Origin of the sequence: Microbacterium sp. CGR2 (genome assembly GCF_003626735.1) — a bacterium.
Lineage (GTDB): Bacteria > Actinomycetota > Actinomycetes > Actinomycetales > Microbacteriaceae > Microbacterium.
Window position 1 is genome coordinate 230085 of sequence record NZ_RBHX01000002.1, and the last position, 20126, is coordinate 250210.

The following is a 20126-nucleotide window of genomic DNA, read 5'->3' on the forward strand; positions in this document are numbered from 1 at the left end:
GTCAGCGCCCCGACTCCCGCTCTTCGCGCTCGATCACGGTCACCGACCCGGTGGCCGGCGATGCCGACTCGCCACGACCGAGGCGGATCGCACCGGTCGAGAGCGAGGCTCCGACCTCCGCCTCCGAGATCTCGATCGCCGATTCCTCAGCCTGCTCGCGCAGCTGTTCCGCGGCGTTCTTGGTCGAGAGCGGCTTGTTCCTGATGAACGCGATCGCGATGACGGCGATCACTGCGAGCGGGATCGCGACGATGAAGGCGTCGGCGATGCCGTGGCCGTAGGCGCCCTCGACGATCGTGCGGATCGTCTCCGGCAGCTGGTTGACCTTCGGGACGTCACCCGTTGCAAGGTGCTCCAGCGCGCTGACTTCTTCGGGGGTCGTGGGCACGAAGCCGTCGAGCGCGTCAGTGATGTACGACGCGACGCTCGTCGACAGAAGCGAACCCATGACGGTGACGCCGATGGTTCCGGCGATGGTGCGGAAGAAGTTGACGTTCGACGAGGCCGCACCGAGCTGCTGCGGTGCCGTGTCGTTCTGCACGATGAGGGTGAGGTTCTGCATGACCATGCCCAAGCCGGCGCCGAGGACGAACATGTAGGTCGCCACGAGCGGGAACGGCGTATCGAAGCGCAACGTGGCCATCAGGCTGACGCCGATCGTGGTCAGGACCGAGCCCGTCAGCATCCAGCCCTTCCACTTTCCGAACCGGCTCACCAGCTGGCCGATGATGATCGACGCCCCCATCTGTCCGATGATCATCGGGATCGTCATGAGGCCCGATTCGGTGGGCGTGGCGCCACGGGCGAGCTGGAAGTACTGCGCGAGGAACACGGACGTCGCGAACATCGAGACGCCGATGGCGATGGATGCGATGACGGACAGCGTGAAGGTGCGGTTGCGGAACAGCGACATCGGCACGATCGGTTCCTTGACGAAGAACTCGACCGCGATGAATCCGGCGATGGTGACACCCGCGATGACGGCGAGCATGATGCTCGTCGACGAGTCCCACTCGAACTCGCTGCCGCCCATGGAGACCCAGATGAGCATGGTCGACACGCCGACGGCGAGGAGGACGATGCCGAAGTAGTCGATCGACACCTTGCTGTCGCGCTGCGGCTTCGGCAGGTGCAGCGTGAACTGCAGCAGCACGAGCGCGACGATCGCGAAGGGCACGCCGACGAAGAAGTTCGCGCGCCAGCCCCACACATCGGTGATGAGTCCGCCGAGCAGGGGGCCGCCGATGGTGCCGAGGGCCATGATTCCGCCGACGACACCCATGTACTTGCCGCGCTCGCGCGGGGAGATGATGAGCGCGACCGCGATCATCACCAGCGACATCAGGCCGCCGACGCCGATGCCCTGGATGACGCGAACGGCGATGAGCATGTTCGTGTCCGTCGAGAAGCCCGCGATGACGGTGCCGACGGTGAAGAGGATGAGCGAGACCTGGACGAGGACCTTGCGGTCGACGAGGTCTGCGAGCTTGCCCCAGATCGGGGTGGAGACTGCCGTCGCGAGAAGGCTCGCGGTGATCACCCAGGTGTACTGGGACTGTGTGCCGCCCAGGTCGGCGATGATGACCGGCAGCGAGGTCGACACGACCGTGCCCGAGAGCACAGCGACGAACATGCCGACGACGAGGCCGGAGATCGCGATGTAGATCTCGCGAGGTGACCGCGTCGCCTCGGTTGTGGAGGAAGATGAAGGGTTTGTCACGGGGTAAGGCTCCTGCGTAGAAGGTTGACAAGCGTCAACTATACGCCAATGGTTGCGAAAGCGCAACTAATCGGACAGAGCACCATCGGTCCCCGCGCGAGCACCCAGTCGCGGGGATACCGTGTCGTCGCGCTGGAAGCGGCTGCGATACTCACTGGGAGTGAGCCCGTAAAGCGAACGGAACCGCCGGCTTGCATAGTTCGCGTCATCCCATCCGACGGCCTGGCCGACCTCGGACACGTTCTTGTCGGTCAGCGCGAGTTGCGTCGCGGCGGCTTCACCCCGCGCGCGGGTGAGCCACGCCATCGGGGAGATTCCCACATGCGTCTTGAACACTCGATGCACCACCGCGGGCGAGAAGTTCGCGGCCCTGCTGAGGTCGGCGATCGTCCAACGGGCGCTGAGGTCGTCCTGCATGAGATTCATCATCGTGATGACGGAGCGCGCGATCGTGCTATCCATTGCCTGCTGAGGTGACAGCGCGAGAGCGCTGAACGAGTCGAGCACGCACGTCGCCAGCCCGATCAGCGTCGGCGCGTGCGCAGTACCGGAGTGCTGCATGATCTGCTCGAGCCAGGCCAGCACCCGGGCGCAGGAGTCCTGGTCGAGCTCGCCGAGGTTGGGTTCGCCGCCGAGCAGGGCGCGCGCCAGGTCGGGATACTCGACGATCCACGAGAGCTCCCGAAGCAGAAGCTCCGGAGCCAGATAGAGATTGAAGGTCCACAGCTCATCGGTGTCACGATAGGCATGCCAGGAACCTGGGCGGATGATGATCACCGAGCCGCGACGAATGGGGAGACGGCCCTCGCGCGTCACATGGGTTCCTGTGCCCCGAGAGACGACGGCGATCTCCAGGTAGTCGTGGGTGTGCTCGGGGATGCCGCCCAACGCGGGCACGTCGTTCGACGCGACCGGAAGGGCCCCCGCGCGAAAAACCTCATAGCGCTGAATGGACGGGTAGCGGACAACCACCCGCTCACAATGACATAGCAAGCGGCGTCTCGGAAGACACGCGACAGGATCGTGCTAGTCATGAACAGCATCGTGCTGGCAGGAGCACGGAGCGCGAGACAGGATTGTCGATATCGCCTGCTCGGCGATGACGCGAGAACTCAGGAGCAGCCCACGCATGTTCAATGCCGAACAGAAGTCCGCACCACCGGCGAGGAGCGTCTTCACGCCGCCTCGTCGACGGCGGTGGCGCGGTGCGCACGTTCCGCTCTGGTTCATCGTTCCGGCGCTCGCGCTCTACGCGTTCGTCACGCTCGTGCCTTCAGCGCGAGGCGCTGTCTTCGCGTTCTCGGACTGGGATGGGATCAGCGCGGACTTCGATCTGATCGGCTTCGGCAACTTCATCGAGGTGTTCACCGATCCCCTCGCGACCGCAGCCCTGGTGAACACGTTCGTGTTCGCGGCGATCACCATGATCCTGCAGAACGGAATCGGGCTGCTGCTCGCGCTGGCGCTCAACACCGTCGTCAAGAGCGGCGGTCTGCTTCGCACGATCTTCTTCGCCCCGGTCGTTCTGACCCCGCTCGTCTGCGGATACATCTGGAGCTACCTTCTCGCACCGACGGGAGGCCTGAATGCCGTGCTCGGCGCCATCGGGCTCGACTCGCTGCAGCAGAACTGGCTCGGCGATCCGCAGTTCGCTCTCGGCGCCGTCTGCGTCGCGTACCTCTGGCAGTTCACAGGCTTCTCGATGGTGATCTATCTCGCCGGCCTGAAGGCGCTGCCCTCCGAGGTGATCGAGGCCGCGGTGATCGATGGCGCCGGGCCGGTGCGCCGATTCCTCTCCGTCGTCCTCCCGCTCATCAACGGAGCGGTGGTCATCAACCTGCTCTTGACGCTCATCAACGGCCTGGCCCAGTTCGATCAGGTGTACGCGATGACGGGTGGTGGGCCCGCCCGGGCCACGGAGACCATCTCCACAGTCGTGTTCAAGGTCGGATTCCAAGGAGGCGATGTGCCGTACGCCACCGCGCTCGCCACGGTGATGGCGATCGTCGTCGCGGTGCTCGCCACGGTGCAGTACCGCCTCACATCGAAGCAGGTCAACGGATGATCAACCGGTACACAGGACGCACTCTCACACTGGAGATCGGACTCTGGACGCTCGCTGCGATCTTCCTGCTTCCCCTGTTCGCGCTCGTCAATCTCTCGCTCAAGGCCCCTCATAACCCGACCGGAGCGTTTGTCATCTCGGGGCAGTACAGCGTCGAGAATTTCGGCCGCGCGTGGGAAGACGGACACCTGGGCGCTGCTCTCCTGAACAGCGCGGTCGTCGCGGTCGCCAGCATCGTTTTGGTACTCGTGGCAGCTTCGCTCGCCGCGTATCCGTTGGCGCGGCTCGGCTCGCGCTGGTCGAAAGGCATGTTCTACCTCTTCATGATCGGGCTCGTCGTGCCCGCTCAACTGGGAGTGCTTCCGCTGTTCCTCAGCATGCGCGACCTCGGGCTCAACGGAAGCCTGCTCTCGGTGATCCTCGCAGGGGCCGGCAGCTCGATCCCCTTCGCCGTGTTCATCATCACCATGTTTCTCCGCGAGAGTCCGCGGGACTACGAAGAGGCTGCCTCCCTCGACGGATGCGGGCCGATCCGCACCTTCTGGCACATCGTGGTCCCGCTGCTGCGGCCGGCGATCGGCACCGTCGCCATCCTCAATGTGATCTCGATCTGGAACAGCTTCTTCATTCCGCTTCTGTTCCTCTCCGGAACCGGCAACGAGACACTGCCGGTGCGTATCAGCGGATTCGTGCGCACCTATCACGCCGACTGGCCGGCGGTCTTCGCCGCCCTCCTTATCTCAGCCGCCCCGATCCTGATCGCGTACTTCCTTCTGCAGAAGTACATCATCCAGGGCTTCGCCGGCGGTCTGAAGGGCTGATCCCTTCAGCCATCCCCTGCCACACGAGAGGAAAATCCGCATGTTACAACGCAGTGCACCCGCGGCTGTCGGCATCGTTGCCGTCCTGGCTCTGACCGCGTGTTCGACGTCTGACGAACCCACCGACACGGGGTCGACCGGCGGTCAGAAGACGCTCACCATCGCTACCGACAACGTCGCTCCGCTGCAAGCGGTCGTGGACGAGTTCGAGGCGGCCCACCCGGACATCACCGTCGAGGTCCAGGACGGCGGCAGCGACTACCCCACCTTCATCCGCACGGCCCTCGCCGCCGGTACCGCCGCCGACGTCATCCGCGCATTCCCCGGAGCCGGCAACGTCGTGAGCGTGACTCCGCTGGATGAAGCGAACCAGCTCGTGGACCTCAGCGGGTCCGCGTGGGCCGATGAGCTCTCTCCGACGCAGAACAACCTCTTCAGTCATGACGGCAGCCTGCTCGCGGTGCCGATCGGCGCGCTGGGTCTGGGTCCCGTCTACAACGACCAGACGATGGAGGAGCTCGGTCTCGAGATTCCCGAGACCTACTCCGAGGTGCTCGAGCTATGCGCGGCCGCGAAGGACAACGGCAAGGTCGCGTACACCATGTTCCTCAAGGGCGGCAGCTCCATCCCGAGCTACGCGATGCTGGCGCCGCTCCTCTACGGACCGAACCCCGACTTCACCGTCGAGCAGATGGAAGGCGACCAGTCGTTCGCCGACTCGGAGTGGGTCGAGGCGTTCGCCATGCAACAGGAGATGCTCGCCGCCGGCTGCTTCAACGAGGGACCGACCGGTACGGAATGGAACGTCTCCTTCGAGCAGGTCGCCACCGGCCAGGCGCTCGCCACGTTCGCCTTCTCCGACACCACGTCGCTCGAGGAGGTCGCCCCGGAAGGCACGACCTTCTCGATCGCGCCGTTCCCCGTCGACGATTCGCGTGACAACTACCTCGCCGCGGCCGATTCCTCGGGATTCGGGATCAACGCCAAATCCGACAACCAGGATGCAGCGAAGGTCTTCATCGATTTCCTCGCGACCGCGGACGCGCAGAACGCCTACGCGACCGCCTCGAAGGGCGCTCCGTCGCTCCCGAATGACTCCTTCGCGCCGGACAGCCCCAACCAGGCGACAGTCCTCGACTATGTGGTGTCCGGCAAGACGGCATCGTGGCCCGACCAGGGGTGGCCGGGGACGGCGACGCAGCTCGAGCTGAACGAGGTGAGTCAGACGATCATCCTCGGCTCCGATTCGCCCGAGGTGGCGGCCGAACGTCTCGACGCGGCCTTCGCCAAAGACCTCGCCGACAACTAGCACCGTGGGGTGGCGGGCCGTCATGGCCCGCCATCCGCGCTGCCCGTCCTCACGGAGAACGACCTGATGCCGAACACCTTTTCCCGCCTCCGTGTCAACGGACTCGAGTCGCCTCTCGGGGTCGCGTCGCCGTCGGTGCGATTGAGCTGGGTCGCTGACGAACCGCTGCGGCCCGAGGACGAGATCGTCGTCGAGCTCGGGAGTGCTGACCCAGCCGCGACCACGAACTTCCACGTGCTGGCCGGCGATGCGCGATCGATCGTGCTGCCCCGGCCTGCGACGCGGCTCGTGCAGTGGCGGCTGGGGGTGAGGAGAGCGGGCCGGGTGGTCTGGGAGGGCGTACGCGGCTTCGCGACTGCCCCGGATCTCCAGGCCTCTGGTGCGCAGTGGATCGCTCACCCCGAGGTGACGGCTGGCCGCGCCGAAGGCGACGACCGCACCGTCTGGTTCGGCTTCGCCGTCGACTCTCACGCCTCGGACACCTGCGCACTCCTTCACCTCGCAGCTACTGGGGTGGTCGAGGTACGCGTCGACGGCCATCTGCTCCGCGGCGGTCTGCTCGGCCCCGGCTACAGCGACCTGAAGACGGAGACCTCGGCCGCGACGCATGACCTCGGTCAGCTCGCACCGGGAATGCACTCGGTGACGATCGAAATGGCGTCGGGCCCGTACTGGATCTCCGAGGGCACCGAGCGCTACAGCAAGTTCACCGCGCAGCACCAGGCGCCTCGACTCCTCGCAATGATCGAGCAGTTCGGCGCGAGTACTCGCGTGACGACCACTTCGCCGGGACGGACGCGCACCGGGCGCGGCGCCACGATCGCCGCGCACTGGTACGGCGGCGAGGACTTCGACGCGGCCCGCCCCGAGCCGTGGCAGCACGGCGCTGGCGATGTCGATACCGCCGTCGCTGTCACTGACACCTCTGCGCAGATCTGGTGGCCGGAGCATCCGCCCCTCGCCGTCGTGGAGACGCGGAACGAAAAGGCGTCGTGGGATGGCGACCGCGGACGCGTCGTCGACTTCGGAGTGAACATCGCAGGTGTGCCCGAAGCCCGTTGGCAGCCCAGCAGCGAGGACCGCATCGTGGAGATGCATCCCGCCGAGCTGATCAGCGCCCAGGGGGTCGATCAGGACAGCACGGGAACGCCCATCTTCGACAGCGTGCACATACCGGCCGGGCACGGCGGGTCGTGGTCACCACGATTCGGCTATCACGGCTTCCGATACGTCGAACTCCGCGGTCAGAGCGAAGGTGTGGATGTCAGGGCCCATGTCATCCGTGCCGCCAACGCGCGCGCCGGAGAGTTCACCAGCGGAGACGGTTTCCTGCAGCGACTCCACGACGTCATCGACCGGGCCGTGCAGGGAAATATGCACAGCGTCTTCACCGACTGCCCGCACCGCGAGAAGCTCGGCTGGCTCGAGCAGCTGCACTTCTGCTTCGACGCGATCGCTCGCGGCTACGACGTCGAAGCGCACCTGCGCGACATGCTGCACCACGCGAACACCGCCCAGCTGCCGTCTGGCGCGATCCCCAACACGGTCCCCGAGTTCATCGACTTCAGCGGACACCCGTACCTCGGCGACGACGACGCGTTCCGCTTCGACGTCAACTGGGGCGGCGTCATCGTGCACCTCCCCCTCGCTCACTATCGCGAGTATGGCGACCGACGCGTGCTCGTGGACAACGTTCCTGCCATGAAGGCGTATGTCGGCTACCTCGGCAGCCGTCAGGTCGACGGGCTGATCGCGTTCGGTCTCGGCGACTGGATCGCGATCGACGCATCGGCGCCTCGTGAGCTCGTCGCTTCGCACGGCTACCTCCGAGTCCTCGAATCCGCCGAGGTCGTCGCGAGGATCGTCGGCGAGCCCACGTGGGCCTCGGATCTGCGGGCGCAAGCCGAGGTCGTCCTTCGTGCACTTCGACGACACGAGACTCCCCGCCCCGATGCGAGTCAGACCGAGCTCGTGATCCTGACGGACATCGCCGAGCGGCGAGGCGATTCCGCGGCCGCGGACGCCTTCTTCGCGCTGCTGCTCGCACGCCTCGCGGCAGACGGCGACGCGTTCACTGTCGGCGAGGTCACCTTCGCCCTGCTCGTCGAGCTACTGCACCGTCGCGGTCAGGCCGAGCTCGTCTACCGGACGATCGCTCGCACCGATGTTCCCGGATACGGCATGCAGCTGTCGCGGGGAGTGACCGCCCTGGCAGAGACCTGGTCGGCAGAGAGGCTCGCCGTCGGCGAGGGCTCCAACAACCACTTCATGCTCGGGATGATCGACCACTGGTTGCAGAGCGATGTCGCGGGTTTGCGCCAGAGCCCGAATTCGATCGCGTGGGGGGCAGCAGTGATCGCACCTACCTTTCTGACCGGGGTGCCGAGCGCCGCATCGGTCTACCACTCCGCACGCGGCACCTACCGGGTGGCCTGGCGCCGAGAGGGGCACGGTGTGCGCGTCGAGATCGAGGTTCCGGTGGACGGGCGGGCGAGGGTTCTGATCCCGGGTGTCCCGGCACACGACGTCGGCCCCGGCGGGCAGGTCTACTTCACCGCCGATGCCGATGCCGACGCCGACGTGGCTGCAGCCGAGGTGAGTGCGCATGGTTGACCTCCGTCGCGGCGCGCCGAGTTTCCTCTCGGCGCTCGATGAGGACCACGCGCTTCGCGCTTCGGTCGAGAGGCTGCTGCGCGACGACTACGACGTGACCGATGTCATGCGGAGCACGCTCGCGAGCGACTGGCCGGGAGACCTCGCCGGCCGCCTTCTGCTCTCCCTCGCTCGGTATGCGCGCGCGGGGATGCCGACGCTCGAGCGCGCGACACAATTGAACGAGGCGATGCTCGACGCCCTCACCCCGCGCGGGTACCTCGGCCCCGAGGCCCGGGAGATCGTCGATGAGCAGCAGGTCGCCTGCCACGGATGGGTCGCCGCGGGACTGTTGCAGTTCTTCCACGTCACCGGTGACGACCGCTCCCGGCGTGCGGCGTTCCGAGTGATCGATGCGCTCATCGCGCCCGCCCTCCGCCGTCGAGACTACCCGTGGGAACGCGTCATCTCCGTGTATGGGGGCGCGCCTTCGGGAACCGCCACCGAGGTGATCGACGGCTGGGCTGTCTCCAGTGACGTGTGGTGCGTGCTCCTGTCGTTGAACGCTCTCGTCCCGGCGGCGCTCGAAAGCGGACGCTCCGATCTCGCCGCCCTCATCGTCGAGCTGACTCAGACCGTGAGCACACTGGATTTCGTCGCGCACGAAGCCCAGCTGCACGCCGTGCTCGCCGCCGCGCGCAATCTCGCCGACTGGTCGCTCGCGACGGGTGACAGACAGGCCGGGGACGCCGCGACCGCGCTCTACAGGACCTACGAGCGCGAGGGCCGCACACTGAACCACGCCACGTTCAACTGGTTCGGTCGCGCCGACAGTTGGACGGAACCGTGCGCGATCGTCGACTCGATCGGCATCGCGGTCTCCCTCCATGAGCTCACCGGCGATGATCGGTACCGTGCGGACGCCGCCCGGATCGCCCACAACGGGTTGGCCTTCGCCGAACGGCTCGACGGCAGCTTCGGTCTCGACACCATCGCCACGTCGCAGGACCCGATACTCGCGGCAATCGAGCCGGACGCGCATTGGTGCTGCACCATCCGCGGAGCCGTCGGGCTGCTCGAGTGCCGGGAGACCGCCGCTGTGATGAGCGGGCACGCGCTGGTGGTGACCGACCTGTACCCCGGTGCTCACGCGGTGCACACCGCGTCCGGCGCCTGGCGTATCCGACAGTCCACGCGCTATCCCGCCGGGACGACGGTCGAGTTCACCGTCATCGAAGCGCCAGAGACGACCGCCGAGTTCGTGATCGAGATCAGGATCGAAGAGGTGGTCCGCACCGTGTCGCTGGCTCCTCGTGCCGGGGCGACCGAGACTGTCCAGCTCGAGTTCTCGCCGCGCCGCGAACTGATGGGAGAGGCAGAGGTCATGCGCGTGGGGCCCGTGCTGCTCGTGCGGGATGCACACGATCAGGATGCGCCTGCGCGGCTTCTCTCGGAGATCGCGGGCACCTTCCCCGGCGCGCACAGCCCGCGCCTGATCCTCACACTCCACGCCGACAGGCGGCGTTGAGAACGACCGACAACCAGACCGGCGCCGATGCCGGACGCTCAAAGGAGAGCACACATGAGATATCGCAGCCTCGTCGGGGCGTTCGCCGCCCTCGCGATCGTGATCACGGGGGCGGTGTCGCCCTCTGTCACCGCCGACGCAGACACTCCGGAAGCCGATACGCCTGACGTCGGCATCTGGTATGCCACCTGGTACTCGAAGGTGTCGGCGCTTCCCATCACCTCCGCGACCGGTCACGGTGCATCCAGTGCCGATCAATTTCTGGCCGACGTCAACGGTGACGGAAAAGACGACGCCGTCACCTTCGATTCCACAGGCGTGTGGAGGGTGGGACTCTCGACAGGAACCGGTTTCGCGGCGCCCAGCGCATGGGTATCGGGTCACGGTCTCGGGTCGAGCGAGCGGTTCATGGCGGACGTCAACGGCGACGGCCGCTCGGATGCCGTCGCCTATTTCTCCGCTGACGGCAACGGTGACGGGCAACCGGGCGACTGGTACGTCGCCCTCTCGTCGGGCACATCGTTCACGCCGCACACGCTCTGGCGAGCGAACGCGGGCGCGGGTGCGAGCGCTCGGTTCATCGCCGATGTGACCGGAGACGGCCGCGCCGATCTCGCCACCTTCACCGCCGGAGCCGGCACGGTGAGCAGCGGTACATGGCACGTCGGCGGTTCGTCGGGTACCGGCTTCAGCGCACTCACGACCTGGCGCACCGGTTTCGGAGGCAACACCACCCGCCAGTTCCTCGCGGACGCCACGGGAGACGGCAAAGCCGATGCCGTGTACTTCGCGGCGTGGGATGGGTCCTGGTACACGACCCCGTCGACCGGCTCCTCCTTCGGCGCAGCATCCGCCTGGACGAACACGCACGGCATCGGATCGAACGATCAGTTCGTCACGGATGGCAACGGTGACGGCTATGCGGAGCCCTATGTCTACTTCAACGCCGATGTCACGGGAGACGGCGTAGGTGGCGATCTCATGGGTCGCGAATACGACCGCGCGCTCAAAGCCATCTCGCCCGACAACATCCCGCTTCACACCGGTTTCGGGGTGGGTGCCACTCGGCTGCTGCAGGGCAACATCTCGGGCGACCGCTACGGCTGGAAGGCGACCGTCGCCTTCACCCCCGGAGTCGGCGGCGGAACCTGGAACGCTCAGCGATATCGCTGGGCGGACAGCGTCTCCACGAACACCTGGGCCGGGTTCCCCGGCAAGCCGGCGATCCGATACGTTCCGCTCACTCTCGGCAGCTACCAGACGTACGACAGCGGCAACCCGGCGGTCATCGACGAGCACCTGAACACCATCTCCGGGGCGGAGATCGACTGGCTTCTGTTGGACGAGACGAACGGTCTGAACAACGTCAGCGGCGCCATCCTCAACCGCGCGGCAGACGTTGCCGCGCGCATCGCGGTACACAATGCGCAGCCGGCCAAGCGCGACATCCGTTACGCCTTCGCCATCGGCCGGGTGCAATGGACGGGCACTCCTGTGACGATCGAGCAAGAGGCTGCGCAGACGTGGGCGGAGTTCGCCAACGATCCCGCGATCGGTGGGCCACAGCACTACCACGAGGTCGACGGCAAGCCCCTCCTCGTGGTCTACGCCCCGGTCTCGATGCAGAACGCGTGGCACGCCTACACCGGAGACAAGAGTGCGTCGAACCACTTCACCGTGCGGTTCGCGTCGAGCGCGCTGCCGGGCGAATACGGCTGGCAACTGGGTCCCAACGGCTCCCCGTCCAACGATGAGGTCATGCTGACCATGCCCGGGTGGAACAACAACATTCCCGGCTATACTCCGGTCTCACGCCAGAACGGTCTCTACTACATCGAGAAGACATGGCGGCGCGTTCTTGACCGGGCGACTCCACCCGAGAGCGTCGTGATCAACTCATTCAACGAGTTCGCCGAGGAGACATCGGTGCAGATCTCCGACACCCGGGGTCTCGTCGCGCCCGCCGAGAAATGGGTCAACTCCGACGGCGTCGTGGACAACTCGATGTATTGGAACATGACGAAGGACTTCGTGCGTCAGCTGAAGCATCCGGATGCCGCGCACCACTCCAAGTCCGACTTCGCCGGCACACAGGGCTCGGGAGGGTGGTCGTACGAGCAATGGACCTACCCGAACGGCTCGCGAGTGACCACTCCCATGACCTGGAATGCGACGAATACCCGCTGGGCGGGAACGGCGACGTGGGCGATGGTCGGAGCGGATACGCAGCATCCGGACGTCGGCGCCGATGCCGCGCGCGTGTATGTCGCCCCCGCCTCGGGGAGCGTGACGCTCTCCGGCGTGATCTCCAAGCCGCAGGCGGGCGGCGACGGGGTCGTCGTGCGCATCCTCAAGAACAACACCCAGATCTGGCCGAGCGGAACGACGGGTAAGACGCTGACGAACGCCTCCCCCAGCATCTTCCGAGTGCCGGTCACGGTCGCGGCGGGGGATCGTTTGGCCTTCGTCACCCAGGCTCGGAGTACCGCCGCGTACGACACGACCGCGTGGGATGCGACGGTGACCTACGAATAGTGCACGGAGCGGGCATCCTTCTCCTCGGAGCAGGATGCCCGCTTTCTGGTGCCGGTGCGCGAAGTTCAGTGCGATTCCCGGCTGACCTGCGATCCGCTGGCCCCTCGCAGGAAGTCGAGATCGGCGCCGGTGTCCGCCTGCATCACGTGCTCGACGTAGAGCCGCTCCCACCCGCGTTTCGGCCGTGCGTAGCCTGCCACGGTTGCTTCATTCGGAGTCCGTCGCGCGAGTTCGTCCGCCGGGACGTCGAGATCGAGTCGACGGCCGCGCACATCAAGAGAGATCCAGTCGCCGGTCTGCACCAGCGACAGCGGGCCGTCTGCAGCCGACTCGGGCGTGACGTGAAGGACGACCGTGCCGTAGGCGGTCCCGCTCATTCGGCCGTCACAGATACGGACCATGTCGCGCACGCCCTGCTCGAGCAGCTTCTTCGGGAGCGGCATGTTCGAGACCTCCGGCATGCCGGGGTAACCCTTCGGACCGCAGCCGCGCAACACCAGAACGGAGTCCGCGTCGACATCCAATCCGGGATCATCGATCCGCGCGTGGAAATCCTCGATGCTGTCGAACACGACCGCGCGACCACGATGCTTGAGAAGGTGCGCTGAGGCGGCGGCCGGTTTGATGAGCGCGCCGCCCGGCGCGAGCGATCCTCGCAGAACCGAGATACCGGCTGACGGCTGGAGCGGAGCGTGGCGAGGGGTGATGACGTCGGCATCCCAGATCCTGGCATCGTCCAGGTATTCCACAAGGGGCCGGCCGGTCACGGTCAGCGCGGTCGGGTCAAGGAGATCCTTCACCTCGCGAAGGACAGCCAGGAAGCCGCCCGCTCGCTGAAGGTCGTCCATGAGGTACCTTCCGGCCGGCTGCAGGTTCACCAGCAATGGGACCTCAGCACCGATCCGGTCGAAATCGTCGATGGACAGGTCGATCCCGAGGCGTCCAGCGATCGCCAGAAGATGAACGACCGCATTGGTGGATCCACCGATCGCCGCGAGGGCGACGATGGCGTTGTGGAAGTTGGCCTTCGTGAGGAAAGTGCTCGGGCGGCGATCTTCCCGCACCAGTTCCACCGCCAGCCGTCCGGTCTCGTGAGCGGCTTCGAGTAGCCGACTGTCGGGGGCCGGCGTACCGGCCAACCCCGGAATGACCGTGCCCAAGGCCTCGGCGACGAGTGCCATCGTGGACGCGGTACCCATGGTGTTGCAATGACCTCGCGATCGGATCATCGCGGATTCCGACTTGAGGAACAGGGAGTCTGAGAGCGTGCCGGCCCGCACCTCCTCGCTGAGCCGCCAGACATCGGTCCCGCACCCCAGGGCCTCGTTACGGAAATGGCCGGTGATCATAGGACCGCCGGGCACGACCACGGCAGGAAGGTCCACAGAGCCCGCAGCCATGAGAAGCGCCGGGATGGTCTTGTCACATCCGCCGAGCATCACGACACCGTCGATGGGATTCGCTCGAAGCATCTCCTCCGTGGCCATCGCCGCCATGTTTCGCCAGAGCATCGCTGTCGGACGGACCTGGGTTTCGCCGAGGGACACGACCGGCAGGTTCAGTGGGATGCCGCCTGCCTCGTAGACCCCGTTCTTCACGGACTGCGCCACTTCATCGAGGTGAGAGTTGCACGGCGTCAGGTCGGAGGCCGTGTTGGCGATAGCGATCTGCGGACGCCCGTCGAAAGCGCTGCCGGGCACTCCCCGACGCATCCATGCCCGGTGGATGTACGCATTTCGGTCGTCGCCGTCGTACCAGGCGGAGCTTCGTAGCTCGGACCTCATGTTTTCCAACTTTCGGAATTAGAATTTACCAGTTCGAACTATGGATAGCATAGCCCCGGAACCACTCCCCACCCCCTGAGGACACCATGAAGCTCGTTCGCATCGGCCCCGTCGGGGCAGAGAAGCCCGGCGCACTCGTCGCCGAGGACACCTACATCGACCTCTCCGATGTCGTCGAGGACTACGACGAGTCATTCTTCGGCAACAAGGGACTGCAGCGCATCGCCTCCGTCGTGGCCGAACGAGCGGCCGACGCGTCCCGCCGCCTCGCGATCGGACACCAACGCATCGGTGCGCCGATCGCGCGACCGCATCAGATCCTCTGCATCGGCCTGAACTACAGCGATCATGCCGCGGAGACCGGTCAGGCGGTGCCCGCCGAGCCGATCCTCTTCACCAAGTCACCGAACACCTTGATCGGCCCGTACGACGACGTCAGGCTCCCCCGCGGAGCGACCAAGCCCGACTGGGAAGTCGAGCTCGGCATCGTCGTCGGCCAACGCACCAGCTACCTCGATTCGGTCGAGCAGGCGCGTGAGGCCGTCGCCGGATTCGTCGTGGTGAACGACGTGAGCGAGCGAGCTTTCCAGCTCGAGCGAGGCGGCCAATGGTCCAAGGGCAAGTCCGCGGAGACGTTCAACCCTGCCGGCCCATGGCTGGTCACTCCCGACGAACTCGGAGACGTACTGTCTCTCGACATGTGGCTCGATGTCAACGGCATCCGTCGCCAGTCCGGATCCACGTCGACCATGATCTTCGATCCGTTCTTCATCGTCCACTACCTGAGTCAGTTCATGGTGTTGGAGCCCGGAGATCTCATCAACACCGGCACGCCCCCTGGAGTCGGGATGGGATTCCGTCCGGAAGTCTGGCTGCAGCCCGGCGATGTGATGACCCTCGGCATCAGCGGGCTCGGCCGACAGCAGCAGAACGTGATCGGCCCGCGATGAAGGCCTTCGTGATCACCGGCCCCGGTCAAGCGGGCGTAGAAGACGTGGAGGCGCCGACTGCGGCGCCCGGCGACGTGGTGGTCGAGGTGCAACGCGCGGGCGTCTGCGGCACCGACATGGAGCTCTTCAGGGGAGAGATGCAGTACCTCGAGGAAGGCGTCACGACCTTCCCCGTGCGTATCGGCCACGAATGGATGGGAACTGTCCATACGGTGGGCGACGGTGTCGACCCGAGCTGGGTGGGCCGCCGGGTGACCGGCGACACCATGCTCGGCTGCGGTGTCTGCCGGCTCTGCCGAAACGGTCACCAGCACGTCTGCGAATTCCGTGGAGAACTGGGCGTCCGCGACGGCAGAGCAGGCGCCCTCGCCGAACAGGTGGCGGTGCCGGCGACGTCGCTGCGCGCACTGCCCGACAGCGTCGACGACGCCCTCGGCGCGCTCGTCGAGCCTGGAGGGAATGCGCTGCGGGCCGTGCAAGCCGCCAAACTTCGGCAGGGTGACCGCGTGCTCATCCTCGGACCAGGAACCATCGGACTCCTTGCAGCGATGTTCGCCCGCGCAACCGGTGCCGAGGTCCACCTGATGGGGCGCGGGGCGCGTTCGTTGGAGTTCGCCCGAACGCTCGACTTCCCCTCCAGCTGGCGCGAGGACGAGCTGCCGGACCTCCCATGGGACGCCGTCATCGATGCATCCAATGCTCGGCACCTGCCGGCGAGAGCACTGGAACTCGTCGAGCCCGCCGGGCGGGTCGTGTATGTCGGCCTGGCCGGCAGCCCCAGCCTCATCGACACGCGGACCCTCGCACTCAAGGACGTCACCGCCGTCGGTGTGCTGAGCGCCTCCCCCGGGCTCACCGAGACGATCGACGCATACGCGAACGGGGTCGTCGACCCTCGCCCGCTCATCGGCGCCACCATCGGCCTTCACGAGCTGGCACCCGTCCTCGCGGGCGAGCGCCCCGCGAACGCCGGCCCGGCACCGAAGATTCACGTCACCATCGCGACCGCCGCGAACGCTGCCGACCCCACAGACCTCGAGGAGGCAGGACGATGAAGACCGCCCTGATCACCGGAGGAGCCCGCGGGCTCGGAGCCGCCACAGCCGAGCGGCTGCGACACGACGGGGTGCGGACCATCACGGTCGACATCGCCGGTGACGTGGACCATCGCCTCGACGTCACGGACGAGCACGCTCTCGCAGCTGTGGCGTCGACCATCGGCCCGATCGACATCCTCGTCAACTCGGCCGGCATCGTCGGCCCGGGAGTTCCCCTCGTGGAGACGACCGCGGCGGACTGGCACTCGGTGCTGAACGTGAACGTGCTCGGCACCGTGGCGACGATGCGCGCATTCGTTCCCGGCATGGTCGAACGAGGCTGGGGGCGGGTCATCAACTTCGCCAGCATGGCCGGCAAGGACGGCAACGCGAACCTGTCGATCTACTCCGCCTCGAAGGCGGCGGTCATCGCGCTCACCAAGTCGGCGGGTAAAGAACTCGCGACCACGGGTGTGCTCGTCAACGCAGTCGCGCCAGCGGTGATCTCCACACCGATGAACGCCGAGACCGCACCGGACGCCCTCGCTCACATCACCAGCCTCATCCCGATGCGACGGATCGGTCGACCGGAGGAGGTCGCCGAGCTGGTGGCGTGGCTCGCGTCGGACAAGGTGAGTTTCTCGACGGGCGCCGTCTACGACATCAGCGGTGGGCGCGCAACATACTGAGCACGATCACGTCATGGCGCCGAGCCGCTTGTCGACGATCGCTGTGATCTCGGCCGCATCGGCCTCAAGACGCTCGAGGGGCGTCCGGAAAGCGAGAGCGCTGATGCTGACCGCCCCAATAGGGCGCAGATCGGGACTGCGCCGGACCGGGACCGCGATGCAATTGACGCCCATCTCGTTCTCCTGGTCATCGACGGCGTAGCCGCGCCGCTTCGTCCTCTCCAGCTCGCGCCACAATGCCGCGACGGAAGTGATCGTGTGCTCCGTGCGCGAGGGAAGAGTCGCGGTGCCGAGTCGCTTCTCGAGTTCCTTCTCGCTCTCGACCTCCGCGCTGAGCAGCATCTTCCCGACGCCGGTGCGATAGGCCGGGTTGCGACCGCCGACCTCGGACGTGAGCCGCACGGCACCCCCGGGAGGATCGACCTTCGCCCGGTAGACGACTTCGACGCCTTCCAGCACGGCGAAGTGTGCCGTCTCTCCGTATTTGTCCACGAGTTCCTTCAACACCGGCTCGATCCGAGCGCTTTCGGGTCGGCCCGCCTGGTTCCGGAAAGCCAGACGCAGGAACTCGTCGCCGAGAACGTACACACCCCGAGACTGCAACTCAGCGAATCCGGCCCGCCGAAGTGCGGCCAACGCCCGATGCACCGTCGACTTCGCGCCACGCAGCTGCTGCGCCATCTGATCGAGCGTGATGCCCTCCGGATGCTCAGCCAGTTCTGCCAAGACGGCAAGCACGCGATCAGCGCCGACCACGCGATCTGTGTCCGCTGAAGTGTCGTCGCCCATACTCACTATCCCGATTGATGGAAGAGGTTTCCGTTGTCGATCGTATCGGCTGAGCTCCGGGGCACGAGTTGTTCGATGTCGGTGCGAGGGGCCTCGGCCGAGTCACTTCTCGACCTGGAAGTCGTCCGGCACCGGCGCGTCCGAGTGCCGCGCCGTGCGCGCGTCGCGCTCAAGGCCCGAGCGCTGCGTCAGCACGCCGTAGAGCTCGGGACGGCGGCCGAGCAGCCAGCGACGTCCGGTCGAGAGCGGAAGCAGATCCATGTCGAGGTCGGCGGTCACCACGGACTCGTCCGCGACAGGGGTCTCGGCGATGATGCGACCGTACGGGTCGATGATCATCGCGTTTCCGGTGCGGATCTCGTCGTCATCGGGACCGATGCCGTTGCTGAACAGCAGGAAGACTCCGTTGTCGTGAGCGCGCGACGGAAGCCACCGCATGAGCCAGCCGCGTCCGGATGGACCGTTGACCGCATCGAGCAGCGCCTCGGGATCGTTCGCCCTGTTGTGCCAGAGCTCCGACGGGATGACCTTCATGCCGTGAGGGCTGCGCGAACTCGTGCCGCCCGTCTGATGCGGAGCGATGAGCATCTTCGCCCCGAGCAGCGTCACAGCCCTGACGTTTTCGACGAGGTTGTTGTCCCAGCAGATGAGAATCGCCATCCGGACACCCAAGGGAGTGTCGAAGACGGTAAAGCGGTCGCCACTGGAGATCGCCTCATGCTCGAAGGCATGCAGCTTGCGATGGATGTGCACGGCGCCGTCCGGGAAGCACACGGCATACGAATTGTAGAGAGCATCGCCGTCGGACTCGAGGAATCCGGCGCCGATTCCCGCGCCCAGTTCCGCGGCGAGGTCGGTGAGCGCGCGCACCAGCGAACCATCGGCCGGCTCGGCGAGTTCACGGAGGTGCTCGACGGTGGTCTTCGTGAGATGCCAGTAGGCGAGCAGGCACATCTCGGGGAAGACGACGAGCCGCGCCCCGCCCGCGACGGCTTCCTCCGCGAGGCGCCGCACGGTCGCAAGGTTGCCGGCCTTGTCACCCGGCACTGCCTCGAACTGCACGACGGATACGCGCAAGTCGCCGGTGGATTCGATCATCTGGTCATTCCTGTCGTCTGGTTCGTCCCAGTCAAGAGGATGTGCAACATAACCACAAATGAATAAAGAGCAAGAATGTATAAGGTCTGAGAATGGATATCCGCTTGCTGCGCGCCCTGGTGCGTGCTGCCGACCATCCGACTTTCAGCGAAGCGGCGACATCGCTGTCGATCACCCAGCCCGCATTCACCAAGCAGATCCAGCAGCTCGAGTCGCAGGTGGGCACTGCGCTGTTCCGTCGCGGCCGGCATGGTGCCGGGCTGACGTCCGCGGGGGCGGCGCTCCTGAACGATGCGCGCACGATCGTCGATCTCGCCGACCGGTTCGGAGCAAGAGTCAGGCGGCTGTCGGCAGGAGACGAAGGGCACCTCACGGTGGGGTTCGGGCTTTCGAGCATCGCCGTCGCACCACGCGTGGTCGCCGCTTTCCGCTCCACTTCGCCCGGCGTGACGGTTCGCTTGGAAGACATGTCCTCGGCGGCACAGATCGAGGGCGTCCGAAGCGGAGAACTGGACATCGCTTTCGCGCGGATGCCGGCGCCACCGGACCTGCGTGCGATCGCGGTGCTCTCAGACCGCCTGGTCATCGCTCATCCTGACGACGGTGACCCGCCGCCCGAGGGCGGGCTCGCCGAGTGGTTGCATCGGCATCCGCTCGTCCGCCTCTCCACCGGGCGCGGCCCGGGTCTCGCTGCCCAGGTCGGTAGGTATCTGTCCACCGCCGGCGTGACCCCGCAGGTCGTCCAAGAGGCTGACGATCTTCAGACGGTTCTCGCACTCGTCGCCGCTGGCGTCGGAGCGGCGATCGTCCCGGAGAGCGCCCGCAACATCGGGCCGGCCCGCGTTTCGATGCGACGACTCGGCGGCGCGAGCGCATCGTGGACGGTCGGCGTCGTCTGGCGGGCCGACAACGAGACCCCCGTCGTCCGAGCCTTCCTCGACGAGCTCGCCAGGATTCCGGAGGGTTGAGGTCTGGCACGCAGAGCCTGTGCTCTCGACGGAGTACTGGGCGCAGCGACAGAAGACCCCCACCCGGCGCGAAGGCTGGGTGGGGGTCTTCTGTCGTTGCTGCCCGATCGCCCCAGAGGAAACCATCGACCCATCGAACCTGGAACACCCTTGCATTGACCTGCGGGGGCGCTCCATAGAGCGCCGGCGGCGCCGTGAACGGGTAGAACGAAAGAAGGCCCCTGGAGAACCGCTCGCCATG

The 20126-nt window shown here is 66.3% G+C and carries 15 protein-coding genes; 10 read left to right on the forward strand and 5 right to left on the reverse strand.

The window, feature by feature from the left end:
* Window position 1 precedes the first annotated feature (1 nt).
* Together D7252_RS19530 and D7252_RS19535 are read right to left on the reverse strand one after the other, a co-directional pair.
* On the reverse strand, window positions 2–1720 hold the full coding sequence (locus D7252_RS19530; protein ID WP_120777254.1) for an MDR family MFS transporter: 1719 nt from the start codon (window positions 1718–1720) through the stop codon (window positions 2–4).
* A gap of 66 nt (window positions 1721–1786) precedes the next feature.
* Entirely contained in the window at window positions 1787–2692 is a 906-nt protein-coding gene (locus tag D7252_RS19535; RefSeq protein WP_183055419.1) for an AraC family transcriptional regulator, read from the reverse strand.
* A 157-nt stretch (window positions 2693–2849) separates the two neighbouring features.
* Between D7252_RS19535 and D7252_RS19540 the strand changes: the two genes are divergently transcribed.
* The 6 genes from D7252_RS19540 (at window position 2850) to D7252_RS19565 (ending at window position 12570) form a co-directional block, all read left to right on the forward strand.
* Complete coding sequence (locus tag D7252_RS19540) at window positions 2850–3785, forward strand: carbohydrate ABC transporter permease (protein ID WP_120777256.1); 936 nt, start codon at window positions 2850–2852, stop codon at window positions 3783–3785.
* A complete protein-coding gene (locus tag D7252_RS19545) occupies window positions 3782–4606 on the forward strand; it encodes a carbohydrate ABC transporter permease (protein ID WP_215111097.1) in 825 nt (274 codons plus the stop codon). Before D7252_RS19540 ends, D7252_RS19545 begins: the two co-directional genes overlap by 4 nt.
* Before the next feature lie 40 nt (window positions 4607–4646).
* Entirely contained in the window at window positions 4647–5915 is a 1269-nt protein-coding gene (locus D7252_RS19550) for an extracellular solute-binding protein (RefSeq protein ID WP_120777257.1), read from the forward strand.
* Window positions 5916–5981: 66 nt separating this feature from the next.
* A complete protein-coding gene (locus D7252_RS19555) occupies window positions 5982–8528 on the forward strand; it encodes a family 78 glycoside hydrolase catalytic domain (protein ID WP_120777258.1) in 2547 nt (848 codons plus the stop codon).
* On the forward strand, window positions 8521–10035 hold the full coding sequence (locus D7252_RS19560) for a beta-L-arabinofuranosidase domain-containing protein (RefSeq protein WP_120777259.1): 1515 nt from the start codon (window positions 8521–8523) through the stop codon (window positions 10033–10035). Before D7252_RS19555 ends, D7252_RS19560 begins: the two co-directional genes overlap by 8 nt.
* 54 nt (window positions 10036–10089) lie before the next feature.
* Window positions 10090–12570 (forward strand): hypothetical protein, encoded by a 2481-nt coding sequence (locus D7252_RS19565; RefSeq protein WP_120777260.1) that lies wholly within the window; start codon window positions 10090–10092, stop codon window positions 12568–12570.
* Window positions 12571–12635: 65 nt separating this feature from the next.
* On the opposite strand, the gene D7252_RS19570 is transcribed toward D7252_RS19565, so the two are convergent.
* The gene (locus tag D7252_RS19570) at window positions 12636–14354 is read right to left on the reverse strand and encodes an IlvD/Edd family dehydratase (protein ID WP_120777261.1); all 1719 of its coding nucleotides are present in this window, start codon (window positions 14352–14354) and stop codon (window positions 12636–12638) included.
* A gap of 86 nt (window positions 14355–14440) precedes the next feature.
* Here D7252_RS19570 and D7252_RS19575 point away from each other — a divergent pair, with 86 nt between their 5' ends.
* Genes D7252_RS19575 through D7252_RS19585 form a run of 3 tightly spaced genes read left to right on the forward strand, consistent with a single transcriptional unit; the run spans window position 14441 to window position 17030 of the window.
* Window positions 14441–15304, forward strand: a complete 864-nt coding sequence (locus tag D7252_RS19575; protein ID WP_120777262.1) for a fumarylacetoacetate hydrolase family protein — start codon at window positions 14441–14443, stop codon at window positions 15302–15304.
* Window positions 15301–16359 (forward strand): zinc-binding dehydrogenase, encoded by a 1059-nt coding sequence (locus tag D7252_RS19580; protein ID WP_120777263.1) that lies wholly within the window; start codon window positions 15301–15303, stop codon window positions 16357–16359. The genes D7252_RS19575 and D7252_RS19580 overlap by 4 nt, the downstream gene beginning before the upstream one ends.
* Entirely contained in the window at window positions 16356–17030 is a 675-nt protein-coding gene (locus D7252_RS19585) for an SDR family NAD(P)-dependent oxidoreductase (protein ID WP_120777264.1), read from the forward strand. Before D7252_RS19580 ends, D7252_RS19585 begins: the two co-directional genes overlap by 4 nt.
* Before the next feature lie 6 nt (window positions 17031–17036).
* Here the strand turns inward: D7252_RS19585 and D7252_RS19590 are convergent, their stop codons facing one another.
* Window positions 17037–17786: an IclR family transcriptional regulator gene (locus tag D7252_RS19590; RefSeq protein ID WP_259461165.1), complete on the reverse strand. Its 750-nt coding sequence runs from the start codon at window positions 17784–17786 to the stop codon at window positions 17037–17039.
* A 135-nt stretch (window positions 17787–17921) separates the two neighbouring features.
* The gene (locus D7252_RS19595) at window positions 17922–18917 is read right to left on the reverse strand and encodes a nitrilase family protein (RefSeq protein ID WP_120777266.1); all 996 of its coding nucleotides are present in this window, start codon (window positions 18915–18917) and stop codon (window positions 17922–17924) included.
* Window positions 18918–19009: 92 nt separating this feature from the next.
* Between D7252_RS19595 and D7252_RS19600 the strand changes: the two genes are divergently transcribed.
* A complete protein-coding gene (locus D7252_RS19600) occupies window positions 19010–19885 on the forward strand; it encodes a LysR family transcriptional regulator (protein WP_120777267.1) in 876 nt (291 codons plus the stop codon).
* Window positions 19886–20126 lie beyond the last annotated feature (241 nt).